The sequence below is a fragment of the Achromobacter sp. genome, assembly GCF_057314935.1.
Genome location: NZ_DBHKZA010000068.1, coordinates 18,678 through 35,708 on the forward strand (window position 1 = coordinate 18,678; position 17,031 = coordinate 35,708).

Genomic DNA, 17,031 nt, shown 5'->3' on the forward strand with positions numbered 1-17,031 from the left:
GTCGGCGCGGGAAAATCCCGGGCCGCCGCAGCTATCCGGGCGCGACCATTTCCGGGACGGGGCCCTCCGGTCCCTGCCCCGCTGAACGGCCCCGTATACGAACGGCGCTACAATCCCCGGCGGTTTTTGCCCTTGGGCCTCCGCTCAGGAGAGACACCGCAGCCCGCGCCGCGCCTGCCATGCCTCCCTCTGATTTTTCATGGCAGTAATCCGGCCAGGCCGGATGGTTTCCGCTTTTCGCGATCGAGGATTTCATGTCTCGGCAGTTGTTGGCTCTAGTCCTGGGGCCGCTTCTTGGCTTGTTCGTTGTCTGCATCGGCAACGCGTTCATTTCTTCCCTGACCACCCTTCGGCTGGACGCGGCCGGCGAATCCGCCACCGTCATCGGCTGGATTTCGTCGTCGTACTTCATCGGCCTGACGCTGGGCGCGATCTTCAACGACCGGCTGATCGTGCGCATCGGCCATATCCGCGCCTACAGCAGCTTTGCGTCGCTGATCGCGGTGACGGTGCTGCTGCAGGGCCTGATCTTCGGCGCCGGGCCGTGGTTCGTGTTGCGGCTGGTCAACGGCTGGGCAAGCGTGGGCGTATTCCTGGTGGTGGAAAGCTGGCTGTTGCTGGCCGGCGACCCGAAGATGCGCGGGCGCCTGCTGGCGTTCTACATGATCTCGCTGTACGGCTCCGGCATGCTGGGCCAGATCCAGCTGGGCGCGCTGACGCAGCTGGGCGACATGGCGCCCTTCATGGTGGCCGGGCTGCTGGCGTCGTTGTCGGTGATGCCGATGGTGATCATTCCGCGCATCTCGCCGCTGGTGGAACGCGTCGAGCCATTGATGCCGCAGCACCTGATCCGCATGACGCCCACCGGCGTCATGGGCTGCTTCGGTTCGGGGGTGGCCATCGCGGCGGTCTACACCTTGCTGCCGCTGTACCTGCAGCGCATCGGCCTGGACGTGGCCGAGGTGGGCAAGATGATGGGCGCCGTGATCCTGGGCGCGATGGTGCTGCAGTATCCCGTTGGCCGCTGGTCAGACCTGCGCGACCGCCAGGTCGTGCTGATCGCCCTGGCGGTTTTCTGCACGGTATTGAGCCTGTTGATCCTGCTGCTGCCGGCCGGTTCGCCGCTGCTGATCGTGTTGCTGTTCCTGTTGGGCGGCGGCGTGTTCGCCATCTATCCCGTAGCGGTCAGCCACGCCGCGGACCGTGCCCCCGCGGATGCCCTTGTGCGAATGATCCAGGGCTTGTTGCTGATCAATTCGCTGGGGTCGGCGCTGAGCCCGCTGGCAATTTCACAGGTGATGGCGAAGTACGGCGCAGCCGGGCTGTTCTGGTGTTTCGCCGTGCTGAACGTGAGCCTGATGGCCTTCTTCATGTGGCGCCGCCGCGAACGCCCTGCCCCGTCGCCCGTCGCGCCCTTTGCCGCAGCCGCCCAGATGTCGCCCGCCGGCGTCGAGCTGCGCGTCACCGAGGATCTGGTCCAGGGCGCCCTGGACCATGAAATGACCGAAGACCTGACCAATGTGGTCCCCGGCATGGACGCGGCGGAACCCGTGCTGTCGGCGGCGCAGGAAACGCCGCCGGTGTCGGGCGGTGGCTGACCCGTCCGGCCGGCGGCCGCCGCGGGTCCCTGCCCGGACTCAAGCGATTTCCGGCGGATCCAGGTAGATCGCCTGGGCGGACGCCAGGCTGCCCTTCACGTCGCGCGTGAATTCATCGGCCAGCACCTCTTCGTGGCCGGCCTCGATTCCGGCCAGGGCCGCCTCGGCCACCACGCCGGGGCCGGTCTTCTTCATGTCGAAGCCGTGCGTCATGTCGGTATCCATGAAGCTGACATGCAAGCCCAGCACCGCGGTTTGCTGGCTGCGCAGTTCAATCCGCAGTGCATTGGTAAAGCTCCCTGCGGCGGATTTCGATGCCGAGTACGCGGCAAGCATCGGCCGCGCAAACCACGTGGCGTCCGACAGCACATTGATGATCGCGCCGCCGCCATTGGCGGCCAGCACCGGGGCGAAGGCCTGGCTGAGCCGGATTGTTCCGTAGTAATTGGTCTCGAAAATCTCGCGGCTCAGATCCACCATCGACGCGTCCAGCACGCTGCTGTTCAGGCGGGCGATGCCGGCGTTGTTCACCAGCAGCGTCGTATCGCCGCATTGCGCTACCGCTTGCGCGATCGATGCCGGGTCGGTCACGTCCAGCTTGACCTGAACGATGCCCGGCGTCTGGCCGTTGCCCGGCGTCCTGACACCCGCATACACCTTTCGGGCGCCGCGCTTGAGTGCCGCCTGCGCAAACGCCAGGCCCAGGCCGCGGTTCGCGCCGGTGATGAATACCACCGAATCCTTGATGTCCATGTTCAGGCTCCCTGATAGCGCGCCGCGGCGGTCTGCTTGGACAGGTTCGGGATCAGGTGTTGGCGCGCCGCCTCGTAGGCATCCCAGTCCGCCGCGTCCGGCAGCGCCGGGATGGTGACCAGTTCGCCTTGGTCGAAGCCGGCCAAGGCCGCATCCACCATGTCTTCGGCCCGCATCACGATGCCGGGGGGCAGATGCTCCATCGGCACGCCCGCTGTTTCCCAGAATTCGGTGGCGGTGGCGCCCGGGGCAACGGCCTGGATGCGGATGTTCTTGTCGGCCAATTCGTGCTTGAGCGATTGGCTGAACGCCAGCACGAACGCCTTGCTGCCGCCGTACACGCCATTGAGTACTTCCGGATGGATCGCGACGATGGACGCGATGTTGATCACCGCGCCGCCGCCGCGCGCCACCATGGCGGGCACCGCGGCGTACGTCAGCCGCGTCAACGCCGTCACGTTCAGGTGGATCATGTCCGTCATCTTGTCGACGTCTGCCGTCAGCAGCGGCGCGCTGGCGCCCAGCCCGGCGTTGTTCACCAGCAGGGTGATGCTGGCGTCGGTTCGCAGTACCGCTTCCACCCGCGCCAGGTCAGACCGGTCGTTCAAGTCGGCGGCGATGACCTCGATCGTGCGCCCGGTCTCGTCAGCCAGACGGCTTGCCAGCGCATCCAGGCGCTGGCGGTTGCGCGCCACCAGGATCAGGTTGTAGCCACGGCGGGCAAGGCGATGCGCATAGACGGCGCCGATGCCGGAAGACGCGCCCGTGACCAATGCGGTGCCGGGGGAAGATTGAAGGGACATGGCTTGCTCCTCGGGATTCATGAAACGCCGGAAATGGCGTCGATGCAGGAAGAGTAAGGAATTTCGGATTTGTCCTAAAGGTCATATATGCCACTTTTTAGGACAGCGCTATGATGTCGGAAATCCCCCTGACCGGATACCGCCATGCAACGCCTCGGTTTTGTCGTATTCCCCGATTTCCAGGTAATGGGCTTTGCCGCCCTGACCGTCTTCGAGATCGCCAACGTGATGGCGGGCCACGCCTATTACCGCATCCAGTTGTTATCCGAGCACGGCGGGCCCATCCGGGCTTCCGCCGGCTTCACGGTCGACACGACGCCTGTCGGCAGGAAGTCCTTCGACACCGTGGTCATCGGCGCCGGCATGGAGCCCCACCCGGCATCGGCGGGCATCCTGGATTTCGTGCGCCGTTCCGTACGCACGGCCCGCCGTGTGGCGGCCCCCTGCATCGGGGCCTTCACCCTGGCCGAGGCCGGCGTGCTGGATGGCCGCCGGGCCACCACGCACTGGGCCTTTGCGCGCGAGCTGCAAGCCCGCTTTCCCCAGCTGAAGGTCGAAGAAGACCGCATCTTCATCATCGACGGCCCCGTCTGGACTTCCGCGGGGATGAGCGCCGGCATTGATCTGGCGCTGGCCATGGTGGAAAAAGACCTTGGGCCGGAGATCGCGCGCGACACGGCGCGCAAGCTGGTCGTGTACCACCGCCGCGCAGGCGGCCAGTCGCAGTTTTCTGCCTTGCTGGAACTGGAGCCGAAATCGGACCGCATTCAAAAAGCGCTGGACTTCGCCAAGCAGAATCTGCGTCACGCCCTGACCGTGGAAGACATGGCCAACGCCGCCAATCTCAGTGCCCGCCAATTCAGCCGCGCCTTCCGCGCCGAGACCGGGCAGTCTCCCGCCAAAGCTGTCGAGAACCTGCGGGTGGAAGCGGCCCGGGTATTGATGGAGCAAGGCCGCCTGTCGATGGACACGATCGCCGACGAAACCGGGTTTGCGGATCGCGAACGCATGCGTCGCGCCTTCCTGCGTTCATTCGGCCAGCCGCCCCAAGCCATGCGGCGCCAGGCGCGGATGACGGGTTAATCGCCGCATATGTAACACGCTAGAAATACCTGCAATATCGTGAAGCCTGGACAATAAACAGGCCTCGTATACTCGCCTCCGCACCGAATATCTTGCCGGCCTTCAACATAAGTGAATGGCGGCCTGCGCCGGAAGATCGATCGTTCTATACAGAAATAAACAATCAAAACGCTTTTATAGAAATTCGACAGGACGTTTCCTAACTCATGAGAACCCTTCTGAAGGTCAGCCCGAGTATGCGCCAACGGTGCGTCCGCACCGCCGTGGCGGGTCTGCTTGCCTCCACCTTCGCGGTATTCGCCGCCGCGGCGCCCGCACTCGCCGCCGAGGACAGCGCGCCTGTCATTCCCCGTGCCACGGCGGCCGCGGTGACGCCTCCCGACGCGGCCACGGTGATGTATTTCATCTACCAGATCGACGGCAAGGGCGAGACGACGTATGAAGTGGCAAACGGCAGCGTCGCCACATACTGGTTTGGCCATGCCTTCGAATCCGAAGGCAAGCACTACTACACCGGGTTTGTTTGGGAAACGGCGGAAAGATACGGCAAGCCGGGCGAAGACCAGGTCGGCCCCGAGACGCAAGTCAATATCGCCGAATCGACCTTCGTGCTGAACGATCCGGCCTCTGAACGCCCCTGGAAATTCCGCGGCACGGAGCACACCATCGGCGAATTCGGCGCGTACGAACGAGCGCCGGACGTCGATACGCGACGCAAGCCGATCGAGCATCGCACCCCCGCTGGCAAGCTATTGCTGGCCGTGCCGGACACCAGTTTCGAAAACGGCATCACGAGCGACGGCTATTCCCTTCTGGTATTCGATCCGGAACGGCTGAAGCAAGACACCGACAACAAGGTCTGGACTTACGTGGGCAGCGTGTTGACGGGCGAAGACAACAGCGCCGCCTGCGCGGACGGCGAGGTCATGCCGTGCACAAGCAGCACGGGCGAATTGGTGTTCTCCGCGGACGGCGCCAACGACATGCCGCGTGTGACCGTCAAACCCAGCGGCACCACCATCTCGGGGCCGAACAAGACCCGCCAGCTGGGCGCCGCCGACGTCACGAATTACGCGTTCGACGTCAAGACCAAACAGTACGTCAGCCGCTGACGCGCCGCCGCTACGCGCGTAGCGGCCTTCACTCCCCGACGCCATGAACCTGCTCCTGCTTGCCTTGATCGTGCTGCTTGCGGGCGCAAGCGTCGTCTATCGATGCGTTCGCCGCCGCCCCCAGGACTCGGGCCGCGCGATTATCCGGGATGTGCTTGCCGGCGTAGCGGTATATGGGCTGATCGGCCCGCTGATCGGCTTGCTGGTCGTGACGGTCACGATTTCGCTGCCGGCCACCCTGTTCAGCCTGGACGGGGTGCGCACGGCCTATCTGTTCGGCGCGATGCCCGCCGTGCTGTGCGGCGTGACGGCGGGCGCCTTCAAACCCGCGCGAACGTCCTGGCGCACGCCGGCATGGGTATGCGTCGCCGGCGCGCTGTACGGGTTTGTTTTCATCCTGTCGGTCTTCGGCGCGCATCGCCTGGGCTACGTCATCGATGCCGGCAAGGCGGGCGCGCTGCCCGGGCTGGCCGCCGCAATCGTGTGCACGCTACTGTTCTACGGCAGGCCGCAGCAGGGCTTCGGGGCCGCCACGCAAGGACAATGACAGTTCGCTGAATCCCCGCGCGGATGGCGCTTTCGCGCCATCCGCTTAAAGGTGTTATTAAGCCTGCATGACTACAATTTCCGGATCGCATTCCCGATTCGCCCGTCATGCCGTTCCCGCAGTTTTCATCGATACATCCCGACCGCGGCGGCATCCGTATTGCACCGGCCGATCCCCGTCAGGCCGCCTTGGCGCTACCAGCCATCCAGCGCTTCCTGTCAGGATCGGGGCTTGGCGAGACGGCAAACTGTTCGGGCGTAGCCGGCGCCGCGCCGGGCGCGCAAGCATGGCTTAACGCCGCCTTTGCCGCGGCCTGCATGCCGGACCACGACACGACGGGCGTCGCGCAGGCATTGAACCTGTGCCCGCACACGAACGACACCGACCTGGACCGCGAGATCGTGTTGGCGATGCTGGCCAGCCCGGTAGCGTTTTCGTTTCCCTCCATCGCGGAACTGGAATCGGCGGTACGCATCCGCCGCTATATCGTCCAGGCCGCCCGCAAAACCGCGTTGGCCTTCGACACCGAGCACGCCGAACGGCCATCCGACTACTGGACCTACGACGAGGCGCGCGGCTTTACCGTGCTGCCGGGACAGTCGCTGATCGAAGGCTTGCGCAAGGCCACGCAACCCGAGGCCTCGGGCCAGTTGTATGCGTTCTCGTGCTACCGGGCCACGGAATACGTGACGGTCCTTGGCATTGCGCAGGAACTGCAACAGGCCAATCCCGAGTTGGGCCTGCGATTGCAACGCCAATGGGAAACGCGCGCCGTCATGTCCGGCCGCTTTCACGAAGCCTTCCTGCACGAATACGGCTCGCTTGCCGATCCCCTGCCCCAACGCTTTTACGTGCCGGGCGACCGGCTGTGGTTCCGCAACCCCGACGCCGCCTCGTCAGATGTCGAGGGCTACGAGGGGTCATGGGTGTTCTATCTGGGCAATGGCGAATTCAATAATTTCTGGGAACGCGGCAAGCCGTTCACGCTGACGACGAAGTGCGTGGAGATCTACCATTGGCGTCATGGATTGCGCACGGACGCCGCCGGCAAGCCCTGCATCGACGAAAGCATCGTCAAGGATCGCGTCAGGCAGACCCTGGCTGATCCCCAGGCCACGGCAGACGTCCTGGCGCGCATGACCCGGATCCGCGACCCGCAAGGCGTCTATGAACAAGGCGGCTGCATCGACGCAACGCGCGAACGGGTGCGCTGGGTGCGCCCCGGCCATGCCGACATTGCGCTGCCGGAGTACCCGACGCCGCTGCCTTTGTGGTCGATCGCGGCCTGATCCCGCCCGGCCGCTTCAGGCGTCGGGGCAATAAGCGACCCAGCCTTTGAACGTGAAGCCCGCGTAGAACAATTCAACCGATTCGAAACCGGCTTCGAGCAGCAGCGCGACGTCTTCTTCGGGCGTCAATAGCGGAAGCCGGGCACTGATTGCCTCGCTGGCATTCCTGGCGTTGGCCGCCGGAATGCCAGAGGCAGCCCCGAACGCCGCATACCGATCCAGCCAGCGCTTTTTCTCGCGCGCCGTCTGCGCAAAGCTATGGTGCGCGACAACCAGCGGCGCTCCCGGTTTCAAGCGGCGGCGCAACTCCTTGAGCGTATGCAGGCGTTCGTCCGCAGCCAGGAAATGCAGCGTCAAGAGGCACGTCGCGGCATCGAACGGCCCTGACGGCGCCGAATCGACATACCCCTCATGCAGATCGGCACGTTCGGCCTGCGGACCCAGCGTCGCCTGCGCCAGCGCCAGCATCGGCGCGGAGGGATCCACGCCCACAAAGCGCCATCCGGCGTGCGCGTCGGCAAATACCTTCAGCTCCAACCCGCCCCCGGCGCCCAGCACCAGGACGCGGCCATCGTCGGGGACGGCTTCGGCCAGCAGCAACGCCGCCATTTGCTGAAGCGCGAGAAAGCCCGGGACCTGCTTGACGGGACCTTCGGCGTACCGGGCAACCGCCATGGGATCGGAGAATGTGGTCATCGACGCGACTGGGCAGAATCGAAACCGTCGATGCTATCGCAAATGGCGCGATGGCAAGATGAATTCGCCTTTCAGGCGGCGGGTGGCAAGCATCACCGCCGCCAGCACCGCGATGCCGGAAAGAATGCCCGACAGCCGTAGCAACGCGGGCATCGGATCGTTTGCCCACTGGTGGTCTTGCACGAACACCATGATGAACGCGATGGTGAACTGGCGGCCGACATAGCTGGCGCCCTGCGGCCCGGACTGCACATGGCACCCCGCCCAGACGCCCAGGGACAACACCAGCATGGACAGCACGGCTTGCCCCTGCGTTGCGGGCAACAATGCCATGCCCAGGGCGCCGGCCAGCAGGCAACCGATCACGCGTTGCACCATTTTTTCGATGATGGGCTGACGCGTTCCATCCACCAGTTTGCCGGCCGGCAGTATCAGCACGGCAATCGCCGTCACCAGTGATTGCGCAAAACCGGGCATGTCCAGGAAATAGGTGGCTGCCGCAAGCAAGACAATGGCCAGGGCGCCCTGCATGCCCAGCACCAGGCGGTTGCGTCGCAGCGATTCCGCCGACGGCCCCGGGCTTGCCGCAGCCGGCGCCGAGCCCTCGCCCCCGCCGAAGGCCGTTGCCGACGCGGCCGGCGGCCGGATCCGCCGATACCACTGCGGCCCGAAATGGAACACGCAGGCCACCAAGACGCAAGCCAGCGTGCCCACCACGACCTCGGCGGCCCGCAGCGCGGCGAACACCGCCGTCGATTCCAGCGAATTCAACCTATGCGCTTCGTAGGTCACCATCAGGGCAGTCACCCCGCCCAGCATCCAGGCGTAAGGCGCCTTGGACCCGTTGGCGTAATACGCCGCCACGCCGCCGATCACGCCCAGCGCCGGCACGAACAGCCAGGGGCGGTCGCCGATCAACGGCCCGGCGACGGCACCCAGCGCCGCGCCGGCCAAGGTGCCTATCACGCGATGCGCGGCGCGCTCCACCGACCCCGCAAAACTGGTCTGCATCACGGCAAAGCCGCTGATCGCGGCCCACCACGTGTAGGAAAGGTGCAAGGCGTTGGCCAGCGCGACGGCTAGCGCCACCGAAAGCACCGCTTCGGCGCTGAAGATCGCGCGGTCCCGCGACGGCCTCCAGGCGGCCAGTTCACGCATCAACGCGGAAACGGCCGCCCGGCAGGTGCGCAACAACGTGCTGGCCAGGTTCATCGCGTTCATCCTAGCGCCCGGCCCTCCGCCCGGGCAAGCACGGCATCAATCGGCCTGGCCCCTCTGCATTCGCGACCCGATTTCCGCTACTTCGCCAATCCCGCGGCCAGCGCCAACGCGCGGTGCAGGAACGCGGACTGGTCATCCTTGCGGTAGCTCACGATGACCGGCGACACGAACGCGTCGCCTTCGATCCGCACGTGGGCCACATCCTGCCGTTGCAAGCGCTGCACCGAGGCCGGCACCACCGACACGCCCAGCCCGGCCGCCACCAGGCCGATCGCGGTCTGCAACTCGTTGGCCTCCTGCACGACCTGCAACGCGTAGCCCGCGGCACGGAACAGCCCCAGCACATGGTCCGCGAAGTTTGGCCGCGGCCTGGCGGGATACAGCACGAACGGCTCTTGCGCCAAGCGCTCCACCGACACGCTGCCCATTGCCGCCAACGGATGATGCAGCGGCACGGCGGCCATCAGCGGCTCGGTCATGAGCACCCGACGTTCGATCGCCGGATCATCCAGCAGGATCCGGCCGATACCCAAGTCGATGCGCCCTGCCTTCAACGCTTCCAGTTGCGGCAGCGTCGTCATTTCCGTCAAGCCCACCTCCACCCGCGGATCGGCGCTACGCAGTTGGCGGATCAGTTCTGGCACGAAGCCATAGAGGGTCGACGGCACAAAGCCGATGCCGAACCAGCGCCGCTGCGTTTGCCCCAGCCGGCGCGTGCCCTCCAGCACTTCCTCCAGGCGGGCGGTCAGCAGCCGGGATTGTTCCAGCAGGAAGCGGCCGGCTTCGGTCAACCGCAAGGCGCGGGTGGTGCGTTCGAACAGCTGCACGCCCAGTTCTTCCTCGAACTGGCGGATCTGACGGCTTAGCGGCGGCTGGGCGATGTGCAGGCGCGCGGCCGCGCGCGTGAAGCTGCCCTCTTCCGCCACGGCCTGGAAGTAGCGCAGGTGTCTGAGTTGCATGGCTTATTTAGACTTCATAGGTATGAATAGGTACCCATATAGTCTTGGACTCAAAGGGAAAGCGCAAGCCATACTGGCATCATCGCTTAATTTCTGGCAATAAAAGTATGAATCCGGCAAGCATTCTCTCGGTTGAAGCCATTCTGGTGGATCTGCCCACCATCCGCGCCCATCAACTGGCCATGGCGGTCATGCAGCGGCAAACGCTGGTCATCGTGCGCCTGACCTGCAGCGACGGCATCGAAGGCATCGGCGAAGCCACTACCATTGGCGGCCTGTCTTACGGCGAAGAAAGCCCCGAAGGCATCAAGCTGGCGATCGATACCTATCTGGCTCCGGCTTTGGCCGGCCTGGACGCGACCAACATCCATGCGGCCATGCAGCGCCTGGAAAAGGTGGCGCGCGGCAACCGCTTCGCCAAGTCCGCGCTGGAAACCGCGCTGTTGGACGCCCAGGGCAAGCGGCTGAACGTGCCGGTGTCGACCCTGCTGGGCGGCGCCGTGCGCACCCGCATGCCGGTGCTGTGGACCCTGGCCAGCGGCGACACCGCCCGCGACATCGAAGAAGCGGAATCCCTGCTGCAAAGCCGCCGCCACAACACGTTCAAGCTGAAAGTGGGCCGCCGCGCCGTGTCGGAAGACGTGGCGCACGTGTCGCGCATCAAGCAGGCGCTGGGCGACCGCGCCCGCGTGACGGTCGACGTGAACCAGGCCTGGAACGAGGCCGACGCCGCCGGCGCCATCGCGCGCCTGGAGGCGGCCGGCGTGGACCTGATCGAACAACCCATCCCGCGTGCCAACCTGGCGGGCATGGCCCGGCTGGCCGCCCGCTTCGTCGTGCCCATCATGGCGGACGAAGCCGTGAATGGCCCCGAGGACGCGCTGGACATCGCGCGCCAAGGCGCGGCCGACGTGCTTGCGCTGAAGATCGCCAAGTCGGGGGGGCTGTATGAGATGCTGCGCACCGCGGCCGTGGGCGATGCCGCCGGCATGTCGCTGTACGGCGGCACGATGCTGGAAGGCTCGGTGGGGTCGATCGCGTCGGCGCATGGCTTTGCCTGCCTGCCCCGCCTGTCCTGGGGCACCGAGCTGTTCGGCCCGCTGCTGCTGAAGGACGACATCGTCGCCAACCCGCCGCGCTATGCCGATTTTGAACTGGAACTTCCCGACGGCCCCGGCCTGGGGCTGACGCTGGACGAAGACAAACTGAATTTCTACCGGCGGGACCGCTGACGGCCCGCAGGCACGCAAACCACGATACCCGGCCGCGCCCGCCTTGAAGGGCGCACCCACAATAATTCAAGCATCACGGAGACAACCATGCGCATGCGCCATGTATTCAAACCCTTTGCCCGCGCCGTCCTGGCCCTGTCGCTCTTGGGCGGCGCGTCCGCCGCCCTGGCCGACAGCTACCCCGACCGGCCGGTCAAGTGGGTCGTGCCCTTCCCGCCTGGAGGCGCCATGGACAGCATCGCCCGTACGCTGGGCGAATCCATGGGCAAGCAGCTGAACACGTCCTTCATCGTCGAGAACCGCGCGGGCGCCGGCGGCAACATCGGCGCGGCCACCGTCGCACGCTCCAAGCCCGACGGCTATACGATCCTGATCGTGGCCAACGGCATGGCCGTCAACCCGGCGCTGTACGCCGACCTGAACTACGACCCCATCAAGGACTTCACGCCGATCTCGCTGCTGGCCGTAGTGCCCAACGTGCTGGTCACCAATCCCGCGCGCACCGGCGCGACCAGCGTGCAGGACGTGATCGCCAAGGCGAAAGCCCAGCCCAACCACTACACCTACGCGTCGGCCGGCGTGGGCACGTCGATCCACCTGGCGGGCGAACTCTTCGTATCGATGACGGGCGTCGACATGCTGCACGTGCCCTACAAGGGCAGCGGTCCGGCCGTGGCCGACTTGCTGGGCGGCCAGGTGGACTACATGTTCGACAGCATCACGTCCGCCAAGCCGCATGTGGCCAGCGGCAAGCTGCGCGCGCTGGCCGTCACCACCACCAAGCGCTCCGCCGCCCTGCCCGACGTGCCGACCCTGCAGGAAGCCGGCGTGCCTGGGTACGAGCTGATGCCCTGGTTCGCGGCGTTCGCCCCCGCCGGCACGCCGCCGGAAGTGGTGGCCAAGCTGAACGAGGCGATGCGCAATGCGCTGGCTGAGCCGAAGGTGAAAGCAACCCTGGATTCGATCGGCGCGGAGTCGATCGGAAGCAGCCCGGACGCGCTGCGCGACCATCTGGCCAAGGAAACCCAGCAGTGGAAGACCCTGGTCAAGGAACGCAACATCAAGATCAACTGAGGCACCGGGGCGGGCCTGCCCGCCCCGACACCTCAGGCCGGCGCAAGCGTTGCCGTCGCATCCAGCAGATGATCGACAATGGCCAGGATCTGTTCGGCCGCTTGCCCGATGTGCCGCTCCAGCGCGGCCTCGGCCTTTTCCGCCTGGCCCTGGCGGCTTAACGCGATCAATTCCCGGTGCTCGTCGTGGGCCTGCTGACGGATCGGGGCATTGACGATCTGGAAGCGGAAATAGCGCTCGGATTTTTCGTGCAGCGCGCGGACCATGCCAAGTGCCGCCGGCCGTTGCGCGGATCGGTAAAGCAGTTCATGCAGCTGCCAGTTCAAGCGCCCCCACTGCTCGGGCGCCGCTGCATCCATCTGCGTCACCACTTGTTCTGCACGATCCAGATCGCCGTCGTCACGCTGATGCACGGCAAGGCGGAACAGCCACGGTTCCAGCCGCATGCGGATATCGAAAAACTCCTGCACTTCCGTGCGCGACAGCATCGACACATAGGCGCCGCGGTGCGGGATCATGTCGATCAGCCCTTCAGCGCTGAGCTGGCGGATGGCCTCGCGCACCGGCAGCCGGCTCACGCCCAGCTCTTCCGCGAACAACTCCTGACGCAGCGCCGAACCGGGCGGGATGAGGCCGGAGAGGATGCGGTCGCGCAATGCATCCACCACCAGATCGACGGCGGTCTTGCGCACAAGCCGGCCGTCGGAGGCGGTCTGGGGATGGGGCGGAGAAACGGACAGCGGCGAATTCTGGGACACGTAAAACCTGCCTGGTTGGGCCGCCCGACAGACGCCGAGCGACATGGGAACACCGGCGCCGGGCCGGTTGTGCCCAGGAAAACCCCGAGAGACAGCCGGTACCCGCAGCCCTTTTAATACGAGTATATTGGATCCATGATCCAGTTGGTACCGCCGTCCCTACGGGGCGTGCCGGTTCGAGGCCAGTCGCCTCGTTTTTTTGGCCTTTTATTTTTGGATCCAATATCCAATAACCAATATCCGCCTGATTCGCAGCAGGCGGCCACGCATCAGGAGCCGCAGCATGAGCATTCAATGGAAAGGCGTTTTTCCCGCCGTCACCACCAAACTGAACCCCGACTTCTCGCTGGACCTGGACGCGTTGCGCCAAGGCCTGGAGCGGCTGATCGACAATGGGGTGGGCGGCGTCGTGATGATGGGCATGGTGGGTGAGAACGCCCAGTTGTCGCCGGACGAGAAACTGACGGTCTTGCGCACGGCCGTGGAAACGGTGCGCGGACGCGTGCCGGTCATCTCGGGCGTTGCCGAAACCGGCACGGCGCGTGCCGCGGCGTTCGCACAGGAAGCCGAGAAGATCGGCGTGAACGGCTTGATGGTGTTCCCCGGCCTGACCTACAAGTCGGACAACCGTGAAACGGTCGCCTTCTACCGCACGGTGGCACAGGCCACTGCCCTGCCCATCCTGCTGTACAACAACCCGCGCGGCTACGGCGTCGACCTGACGCCGGACGTGGTGGCCGAATTGCTGGAATCGCCGACCATCGTCGCCATCAAGGAAGAGTCCTACGACACGACCCGCGTGACCGATCTGATCACCCGTTTCGGCGACCGCCTGGCCGTGGTGTGCGGGGTGGACGACCTGATTCTGGAAAGCGCCGCGCTGGGCGTGACCGCCTGGGTGTCTGGCATGGCCAACGCCGTCCCCAAGGCTTCCGTCGATTTGCTGCGCCTGGCCGCCGAGGGCGATTTCGTGCGAGCCCGCAAGCTGTACGCGGCGCTGACGCCGCTGTTCCACCTGGATACCGTGGTCAAGCTGGTGCAGCACATCAAGCTGGCCGAGCACCTGATCACCGGCAGCGCCGAAGCCGTCAAGCCGCCGCGCCTGGATCTGGCGGGCGCCGAACGCGAACGCACCATCGCCATCACCAAACAGACACTTGCGGACCTGTCCGCCCTGGGTTACTGATCACTGATTCCGGAACCGCCACCATGCGACTCATCCGCCTACCCGCGCTGATCATCAGCGCCCTGATTGCCCAGTCCGCCGCCCATGCTGCGGATTATCCGACCCGCCCCATGGAACTGGTGGTCGCCTACCAGCCTGGCGGCGGCAGCGACAACACCGCCCGCGCCATCGCCGAAGCGGTGCGCCCCCCGCTGCTGGCGCAGCCCACGGTGGTGATAAACAAGCCCGGCGCAAGCGGCTCCATCGGCTGGGCGTACGTGGCCAACGCGCAGCCCGACGGCTACAAGCTCGTCCTGATGACGCCGGAAATGCTGGTGGTTCCGCTGATGGGCATCGGCAAGACGACGGTCAACGACTTCCAGCCAATCGCGCGCTTCACCGACGACCCGTCTTCGGTGACGGTGCGCGCCGATGCGCCGTGGAAGACGGTGGAAGAATTCCTGGAATACGCGAAGAAGAACCCGGAGCGGGTGGCCGTGTCCAATGCCGGCATCGGCACCGTGCCGCACATGGCGGCCGCGGCGCTGGGCGAACAGACCGGCGTGAAATTCGTGCACGTGCCCTATCAAGGGTCGGCGCCCGCCATCATGGGCCTGCTGTCGGGCGACGTGCAGGCCACCACGGTCGCCTACGCCGAGTTGCAGCAGCACGTCGACACCGGCAAGCTGCGCACGCTTGCCGTGATGGCACCGCAACGGCTGGAAAACCTGCCTGCCGTGCCCACCATGAAGGAACGCGGCGCCGACCTGCAATTCAGCGTATGGCGCGGCATCGGCCTGCCCAAGTCCGCTCCGGCGGACGCGGTGGCGAAATGGCGCTCTGCGGCCAGCCAAGTAGCGCAATCCAAGGAATTCCAAAGCCTGATGCGCAAGCAGAACCTGACGCCGTCCTATGCCGACCAGCCGCAGTTCGCCGCCGATGTGGCGCGCCAGGAGCAGGCTTTCAACACGCTGGTGCCCAAGCTGAACCTGAAACCGTAAGTCCAGCCGGGCCCTCTAGCGCATCATTCCACCGTTGCGCCGGACGTCTTCACGACTTCGGCCCAACGGGGGATCTCGGTGGCCATCAAGGCGCGCAACTCGTCCGGGGTGCTGCCCACGAGTTCCATGCCCATGGTCTTGCCCAGCTTTTCCTGGACGTCGGGTTCTTTCAAGATGACCGCGATTTCCTGCGCCAGCTTGTCCAGGATCGGCTTGGGCGTGCCCTTGGGCGCGTAGACTGCCTGCCAGGATGCCATCTGGAAGCCCGGCACGCCGGCCTCCTGCATGGTCGGCACCTCGGGCGCCAACGAAATGCGGTCCTTGGTCGTGACGGCCAACAGCTTGAGCTTGCCCGTCTGCAACAGCGGCAAGGCCGCCGTCATCTGATCGAACATGAAAGTCACCGCGCCGGAGGACACATCCACCATCGCGGGCGGCGTGCCCTTGTACGGCACGTGCGTGAGCGGCACGCCGATCATGCTGGAAAAGAGTTCACCGGCCAGGTGCGTGGAAGTGCCCGCGCCGGACGACGCAAACGTGCGTTTGTTCGGGTCACGCTTGAGCAAGGCGATCAGGTCGGCGACCGAGTTCACGCCCAGATTGGGGTCCACCAGCAGCACATTGGGCAGGTAGGCGATCAAGGACACCGGCTCGAAGTCCTTCACCGGGTCGTACTTCAAGTTCTTGTACAGGCTGGCGTTGATGGCGTGCGTGCTGATGGTGCCGCCGAACAGCGTGTAGCCGTCGGGCGGCGCCTTGGCCACATAGGTCGCGCCGATGCCACCGGCTGCGCCCGGCTTGTTTTCGACGATGACGTTCTGGTGCAGGCGATCGCCCAGCTTCTGGGCCAGCACGCGTCCCACCACGTCGGTCGAACCGCCGACCGTGAACGGCACCACATAGGAAATCGGCTTCTGGGCGGGCCAGTCGGCGGCGCTGGCCGGCATGGCCAGCATTCCGAGGACAGCGCCAGCCAGCAGCGCGCCCAACGCGCTGCGTCGTTGTGGTTTCATGTTGTCTCCTGCCTTGATTTATAGGTATGGGTCGCCGGCCGGGCGGCCGGCGCCAAGGCTCAGCGGCCCTGTTCTTTGCGCCAGGCGGCGAATTTGTCTTTGGTGCCAGGGTCGGTGGGCGGATACAGGCCCAGGATCGACGCGCCTTCCCGCACCTGGCTGGTCACGAAGTCCTCGAACGCGGTCATCTCCACGGCCTCGATCGAGATCTCGTCGGCAAGGTGCGCGGGGATGACCACGACGCCCTCCCGGTCGCCCACCACGATGTCGCCGGGCCACACCGCCACGTCGCCGCAGCCGATGGGCGCGTTGATGTCCAGCGCCTGATGCAGCGTCAGGTTGGTCGGCGCCGATGGCCGATGGTGATAGGCGGCAAAGCCCAGTTCGGCGATCTCGGGCGAATCGCGGAAACCGCCATCAGTGACTACGCCCGCCACGCCGCGTTTCATCAACCGCGTGACCAGGATCGATCCTGCGGATGCGGCACGCGCGTCCTTGCGGCTGTCCATGACCAGCACCGCGCCTTCCGGGCAGGTCTCGACCGCCACGCGCTGCGGGTGCGAACGGTCCTCGAACACCTTGATGGTGTTCAGGTCTTCACGGGCGGGGATATAGCGCAGGGTGAACGCCGGGCCGACCATATTCGGCAGATTGGCATTCAGCGGGCGCACGTCCTGGATGAACTGGTTGCGCAGGCCGCGCTTGAACAGGGCCGTGCACAGCGTGG

General features: G+C 65.6%; 17 protein-coding genes. 9 read left to right on the plus strand and 8 right to left on the minus strand.

Annotated elements, in window-relative coordinates:
- The first annotated feature begins 254 nt into the window (after positions 1–254).
- Complete coding sequence (locus tag ACO6D5_RS22290; protein ID WP_315846262.1) at positions 255–1,598, plus strand: MFS transporter; 1,344 nt, start codon at positions 255–257, stop codon at positions 1,596–1,598.
- A gap of 39 nt (positions 1,599–1,637) precedes the next feature.
- Here ACO6D5_RS22290 and ACO6D5_RS22295 read toward each other — a convergent pair whose 3' ends face one another.
- Together ACO6D5_RS22295 and ACO6D5_RS22300 are read right to left on the minus strand one after the other, a co-directional pair.
- Positions 1,638–2,351, minus strand: a complete 714-nt coding sequence (locus ACO6D5_RS22295; protein ID WP_485826565.1) for an SDR family oxidoreductase — start codon at positions 2,349–2,351, stop codon at positions 1,638–1,640.
- Positions 2,352–2,353: 2 nt separating this feature from the next.
- Complete coding sequence (locus tag ACO6D5_RS22300) at positions 2,354–3,154, minus strand: SDR family NAD(P)-dependent oxidoreductase (RefSeq protein WP_485826566.1); 801 nt, start codon at positions 3,152–3,154, stop codon at positions 2,354–2,356.
- Between the two features lie 144 nt (positions 3,155–3,298).
- Between ACO6D5_RS22300 and ACO6D5_RS22305 the strand changes: the two genes are divergently transcribed.
- The 4 genes from ACO6D5_RS22305 (at position 3,299) to ACO6D5_RS22320 (ending at position 7,185) form a co-directional block, all read left to right on the plus strand.
- Positions 3,299–4,237, plus strand: coding sequence for a GlxA family transcriptional regulator (locus ACO6D5_RS22305; RefSeq protein ID WP_315846259.1), 939 nt, complete (start codon positions 3,299–3,301; stop codon positions 4,235–4,237).
- A 206-nt stretch (positions 4,238–4,443) separates the two neighbouring features.
- Positions 4,444–5,349 (plus strand): hypothetical protein, encoded by a 906-nt coding sequence (locus tag ACO6D5_RS22310; RefSeq protein ID WP_485826567.1) that lies wholly within the window; start codon positions 4,444–4,446, stop codon positions 5,347–5,349.
- 43 nt (positions 5,350–5,392) lie between these two features.
- Entirely contained in the window at positions 5,393–5,896 is a 504-nt protein-coding gene (locus ACO6D5_RS22315; RefSeq protein WP_315846257.1) for a hypothetical protein, read from the plus strand.
- A gap of 107 nt (positions 5,897–6,003) precedes the next feature.
- Positions 6,004–7,185, plus strand: a complete 1,182-nt coding sequence (locus tag ACO6D5_RS22320) for a hypothetical protein (RefSeq protein WP_485826568.1) — start codon at positions 6,004–6,006, stop codon at positions 7,183–7,185.
- A gap of 15 nt (positions 7,186–7,200) precedes the next feature.
- On the opposite strand, the gene ACO6D5_RS22325 is transcribed toward ACO6D5_RS22320, so the two are convergent.
- The 3 genes from ACO6D5_RS22325 to ACO6D5_RS22335 form a co-directional block, all read right to left on the minus strand.
- Positions 7,201–7,881, minus strand: coding sequence for a class I SAM-dependent methyltransferase (locus ACO6D5_RS22325; protein ID WP_485826569.1), 681 nt, complete (start codon positions 7,879–7,881; stop codon positions 7,201–7,203).
- A gap of 33 nt (positions 7,882–7,914) precedes the next feature.
- Entirely contained in the window at positions 7,915–9,102 is a 1,188-nt protein-coding gene (locus tag ACO6D5_RS22330; protein ID WP_485826570.1) for an FUSC family protein, read from the minus strand.
- Between the two features lie 77 nt (positions 9,103–9,179).
- Positions 9,180–10,061, minus strand: coding sequence for a LysR family transcriptional regulator (locus tag ACO6D5_RS22335; protein WP_485826571.1), 882 nt, complete (start codon positions 10,059–10,061; stop codon positions 9,180–9,182).
- Between the two features lie 107 nt (positions 10,062–10,168).
- Between ACO6D5_RS22335 and ACO6D5_RS22340 the strand changes: the two genes are divergently transcribed.
- Both ACO6D5_RS22340 and ACO6D5_RS22345 read left to right on the plus strand, forming a co-directional pair.
- On the plus strand, positions 10,169–11,293 hold the full coding sequence (locus ACO6D5_RS22340; protein ID WP_485826572.1) for a muconate/chloromuconate family cycloisomerase: 1,125 nt from the start codon (positions 10,169–10,171) through the stop codon (positions 11,291–11,293).
- Positions 11,294–11,380: 87 nt separating this feature from the next.
- Positions 11,381–12,367, plus strand: coding sequence for a tripartite tricarboxylate transporter substrate-binding protein (locus ACO6D5_RS22345; RefSeq protein WP_315846251.1), 987 nt, complete (start codon positions 11,381–11,383; stop codon positions 12,365–12,367).
- A 32-nt stretch (positions 12,368–12,399) separates the two neighbouring features.
- Here the strand turns inward: ACO6D5_RS22345 and ACO6D5_RS22350 are convergent, their stop codons facing one another.
- Positions 12,400–13,059, minus strand: a complete 660-nt coding sequence (locus tag ACO6D5_RS22350) for a GntR family transcriptional regulator (protein ID WP_485826578.1) — start codon at positions 13,057–13,059, stop codon at positions 12,400–12,402.
- Positions 13,060–13,408: 349 nt separating this feature from the next.
- Here ACO6D5_RS22350 and ACO6D5_RS22355 point away from each other — a divergent pair, with 349 nt between their 5' ends.
- Complete coding sequence (locus ACO6D5_RS22355) at positions 13,409–14,311, plus strand: dihydrodipicolinate synthase family protein (RefSeq protein ID WP_485826573.1); 903 nt, start codon at positions 13,409–13,411, stop codon at positions 14,309–14,311.
- Positions 14,312–14,334: 23 nt separating this feature from the next.
- Positions 14,335–15,291: a Bug family tripartite tricarboxylate transporter substrate binding protein gene (locus ACO6D5_RS22360; RefSeq protein WP_485826574.1), complete on the plus strand. Its 957-nt coding sequence runs from the start codon at positions 14,335–14,337 to the stop codon at positions 15,289–15,291.
- 23 nt (positions 15,292–15,314) lie between these two features.
- On the opposite strand, the gene ACO6D5_RS22365 is transcribed toward ACO6D5_RS22360, so the two are convergent.
- Positions 15,315–16,304: a Bug family tripartite tricarboxylate transporter substrate binding protein gene (locus ACO6D5_RS22365; protein ID WP_485826575.1), complete on the minus strand. Its 990-nt coding sequence runs from the start codon at positions 16,302–16,304 to the stop codon at positions 15,315–15,317.
- 59 nt (positions 16,305–16,363) lie between these two features.
- Positions 16,364–17,031, minus strand: a 668-nt coding sequence (locus ACO6D5_RS22370) for a ribonuclease activity regulator RraA (protein WP_485826576.1), incomplete at its 5' end; no start/stop codon positions are given.

What these genes read in the sequence shown, in the direction of transcription:
- ACO6D5_RS22290 (WP_315846262.1), top strand. Translation starts at nt 255, where the DNA reads ATGTCTCGGCAGTTGTTGGCTCTAGTCCTGGGGCCGCTTCTTGGCTTG.
- ACO6D5_RS22295 (WP_485826565.1), bottom strand. Translation starts at nt 2,351, where the DNA reads ATGGACATCAAGGATTCGGTGGTATTCATCACCGGCGCGAACCGCGGC.
- ACO6D5_RS22300 (WP_485826566.1), bottom strand. Translation starts at nt 3,154, where the DNA reads ATGTCCCTTCAATCTTCCCCCGGCACCGCATTGGTCACGGGCGCGTCT.
- ACO6D5_RS22305 (WP_315846259.1), top strand. Translation starts at nt 3,299, where the DNA reads ATGCAACGCCTCGGTTTTGTCGTATTCCCCGATTTCCAGGTAATGGGC.
- ACO6D5_RS22310 (WP_485826567.1), top strand. Translation starts at nt 4,444, where the DNA reads ATGAGAACCCTTCTGAAGGTCAGCCCGAGTATGCGCCAACGGTGCGTC.
- ACO6D5_RS22315 (WP_315846257.1), top strand. Translation starts at nt 5,393, where the DNA reads ATGAACCTGCTCCTGCTTGCCTTGATCGTGCTGCTTGCGGGCGCAAGC.
- ACO6D5_RS22320 (WP_485826568.1), top strand. Translation starts at nt 6,004, where the DNA reads ATGCCGTTCCCGCAGTTTTCATCGATACATCCCGACCGCGGCGGCATC.
- ACO6D5_RS22325 (WP_485826569.1), bottom strand. Translation starts at nt 7,881, where the DNA reads ATGACCACATTCTCCGATCCCATGGCGGTTGCCCGGTACGCCGAAGGT.
- ACO6D5_RS22330 (WP_485826570.1), bottom strand. Translation starts at nt 9,102, where the DNA reads ATGAACGCGATGAACCTGGCCAGCACGTTGTTGCGCACCTGCCGGGCG.
- ACO6D5_RS22335 (WP_485826571.1), bottom strand. Translation starts at nt 10,061, where the DNA reads ATGCAACTCAGACACCTGCGCTACTTCCAGGCCGTGGCGGAAGAGGGC.
- ACO6D5_RS22340 (WP_485826572.1), top strand. Translation starts at nt 10,169, where the DNA reads ATGAATCCGGCAAGCATTCTCTCGGTTGAAGCCATTCTGGTGGATCTG.
- ACO6D5_RS22345 (WP_315846251.1), top strand. Translation starts at nt 11,381, where the DNA reads ATGCGCATGCGCCATGTATTCAAACCCTTTGCCCGCGCCGTCCTGGCC.
- ACO6D5_RS22355 (WP_485826573.1), top strand. Translation starts at nt 13,409, where the DNA reads ATGAGCATTCAATGGAAAGGCGTTTTTCCCGCCGTCACCACCAAACTG.
- ACO6D5_RS22360 (WP_485826574.1), top strand. Translation starts at nt 14,335, where the DNA reads ATGCGACTCATCCGCCTACCCGCGCTGATCATCAGCGCCCTGATTGCC.
- ACO6D5_RS22365 (WP_485826575.1), bottom strand. Translation starts at nt 16,304, where the DNA reads ATGAAACCACAACGACGCAGCGCGTTGGGCGCGCTGCTGGCTGGCGCT.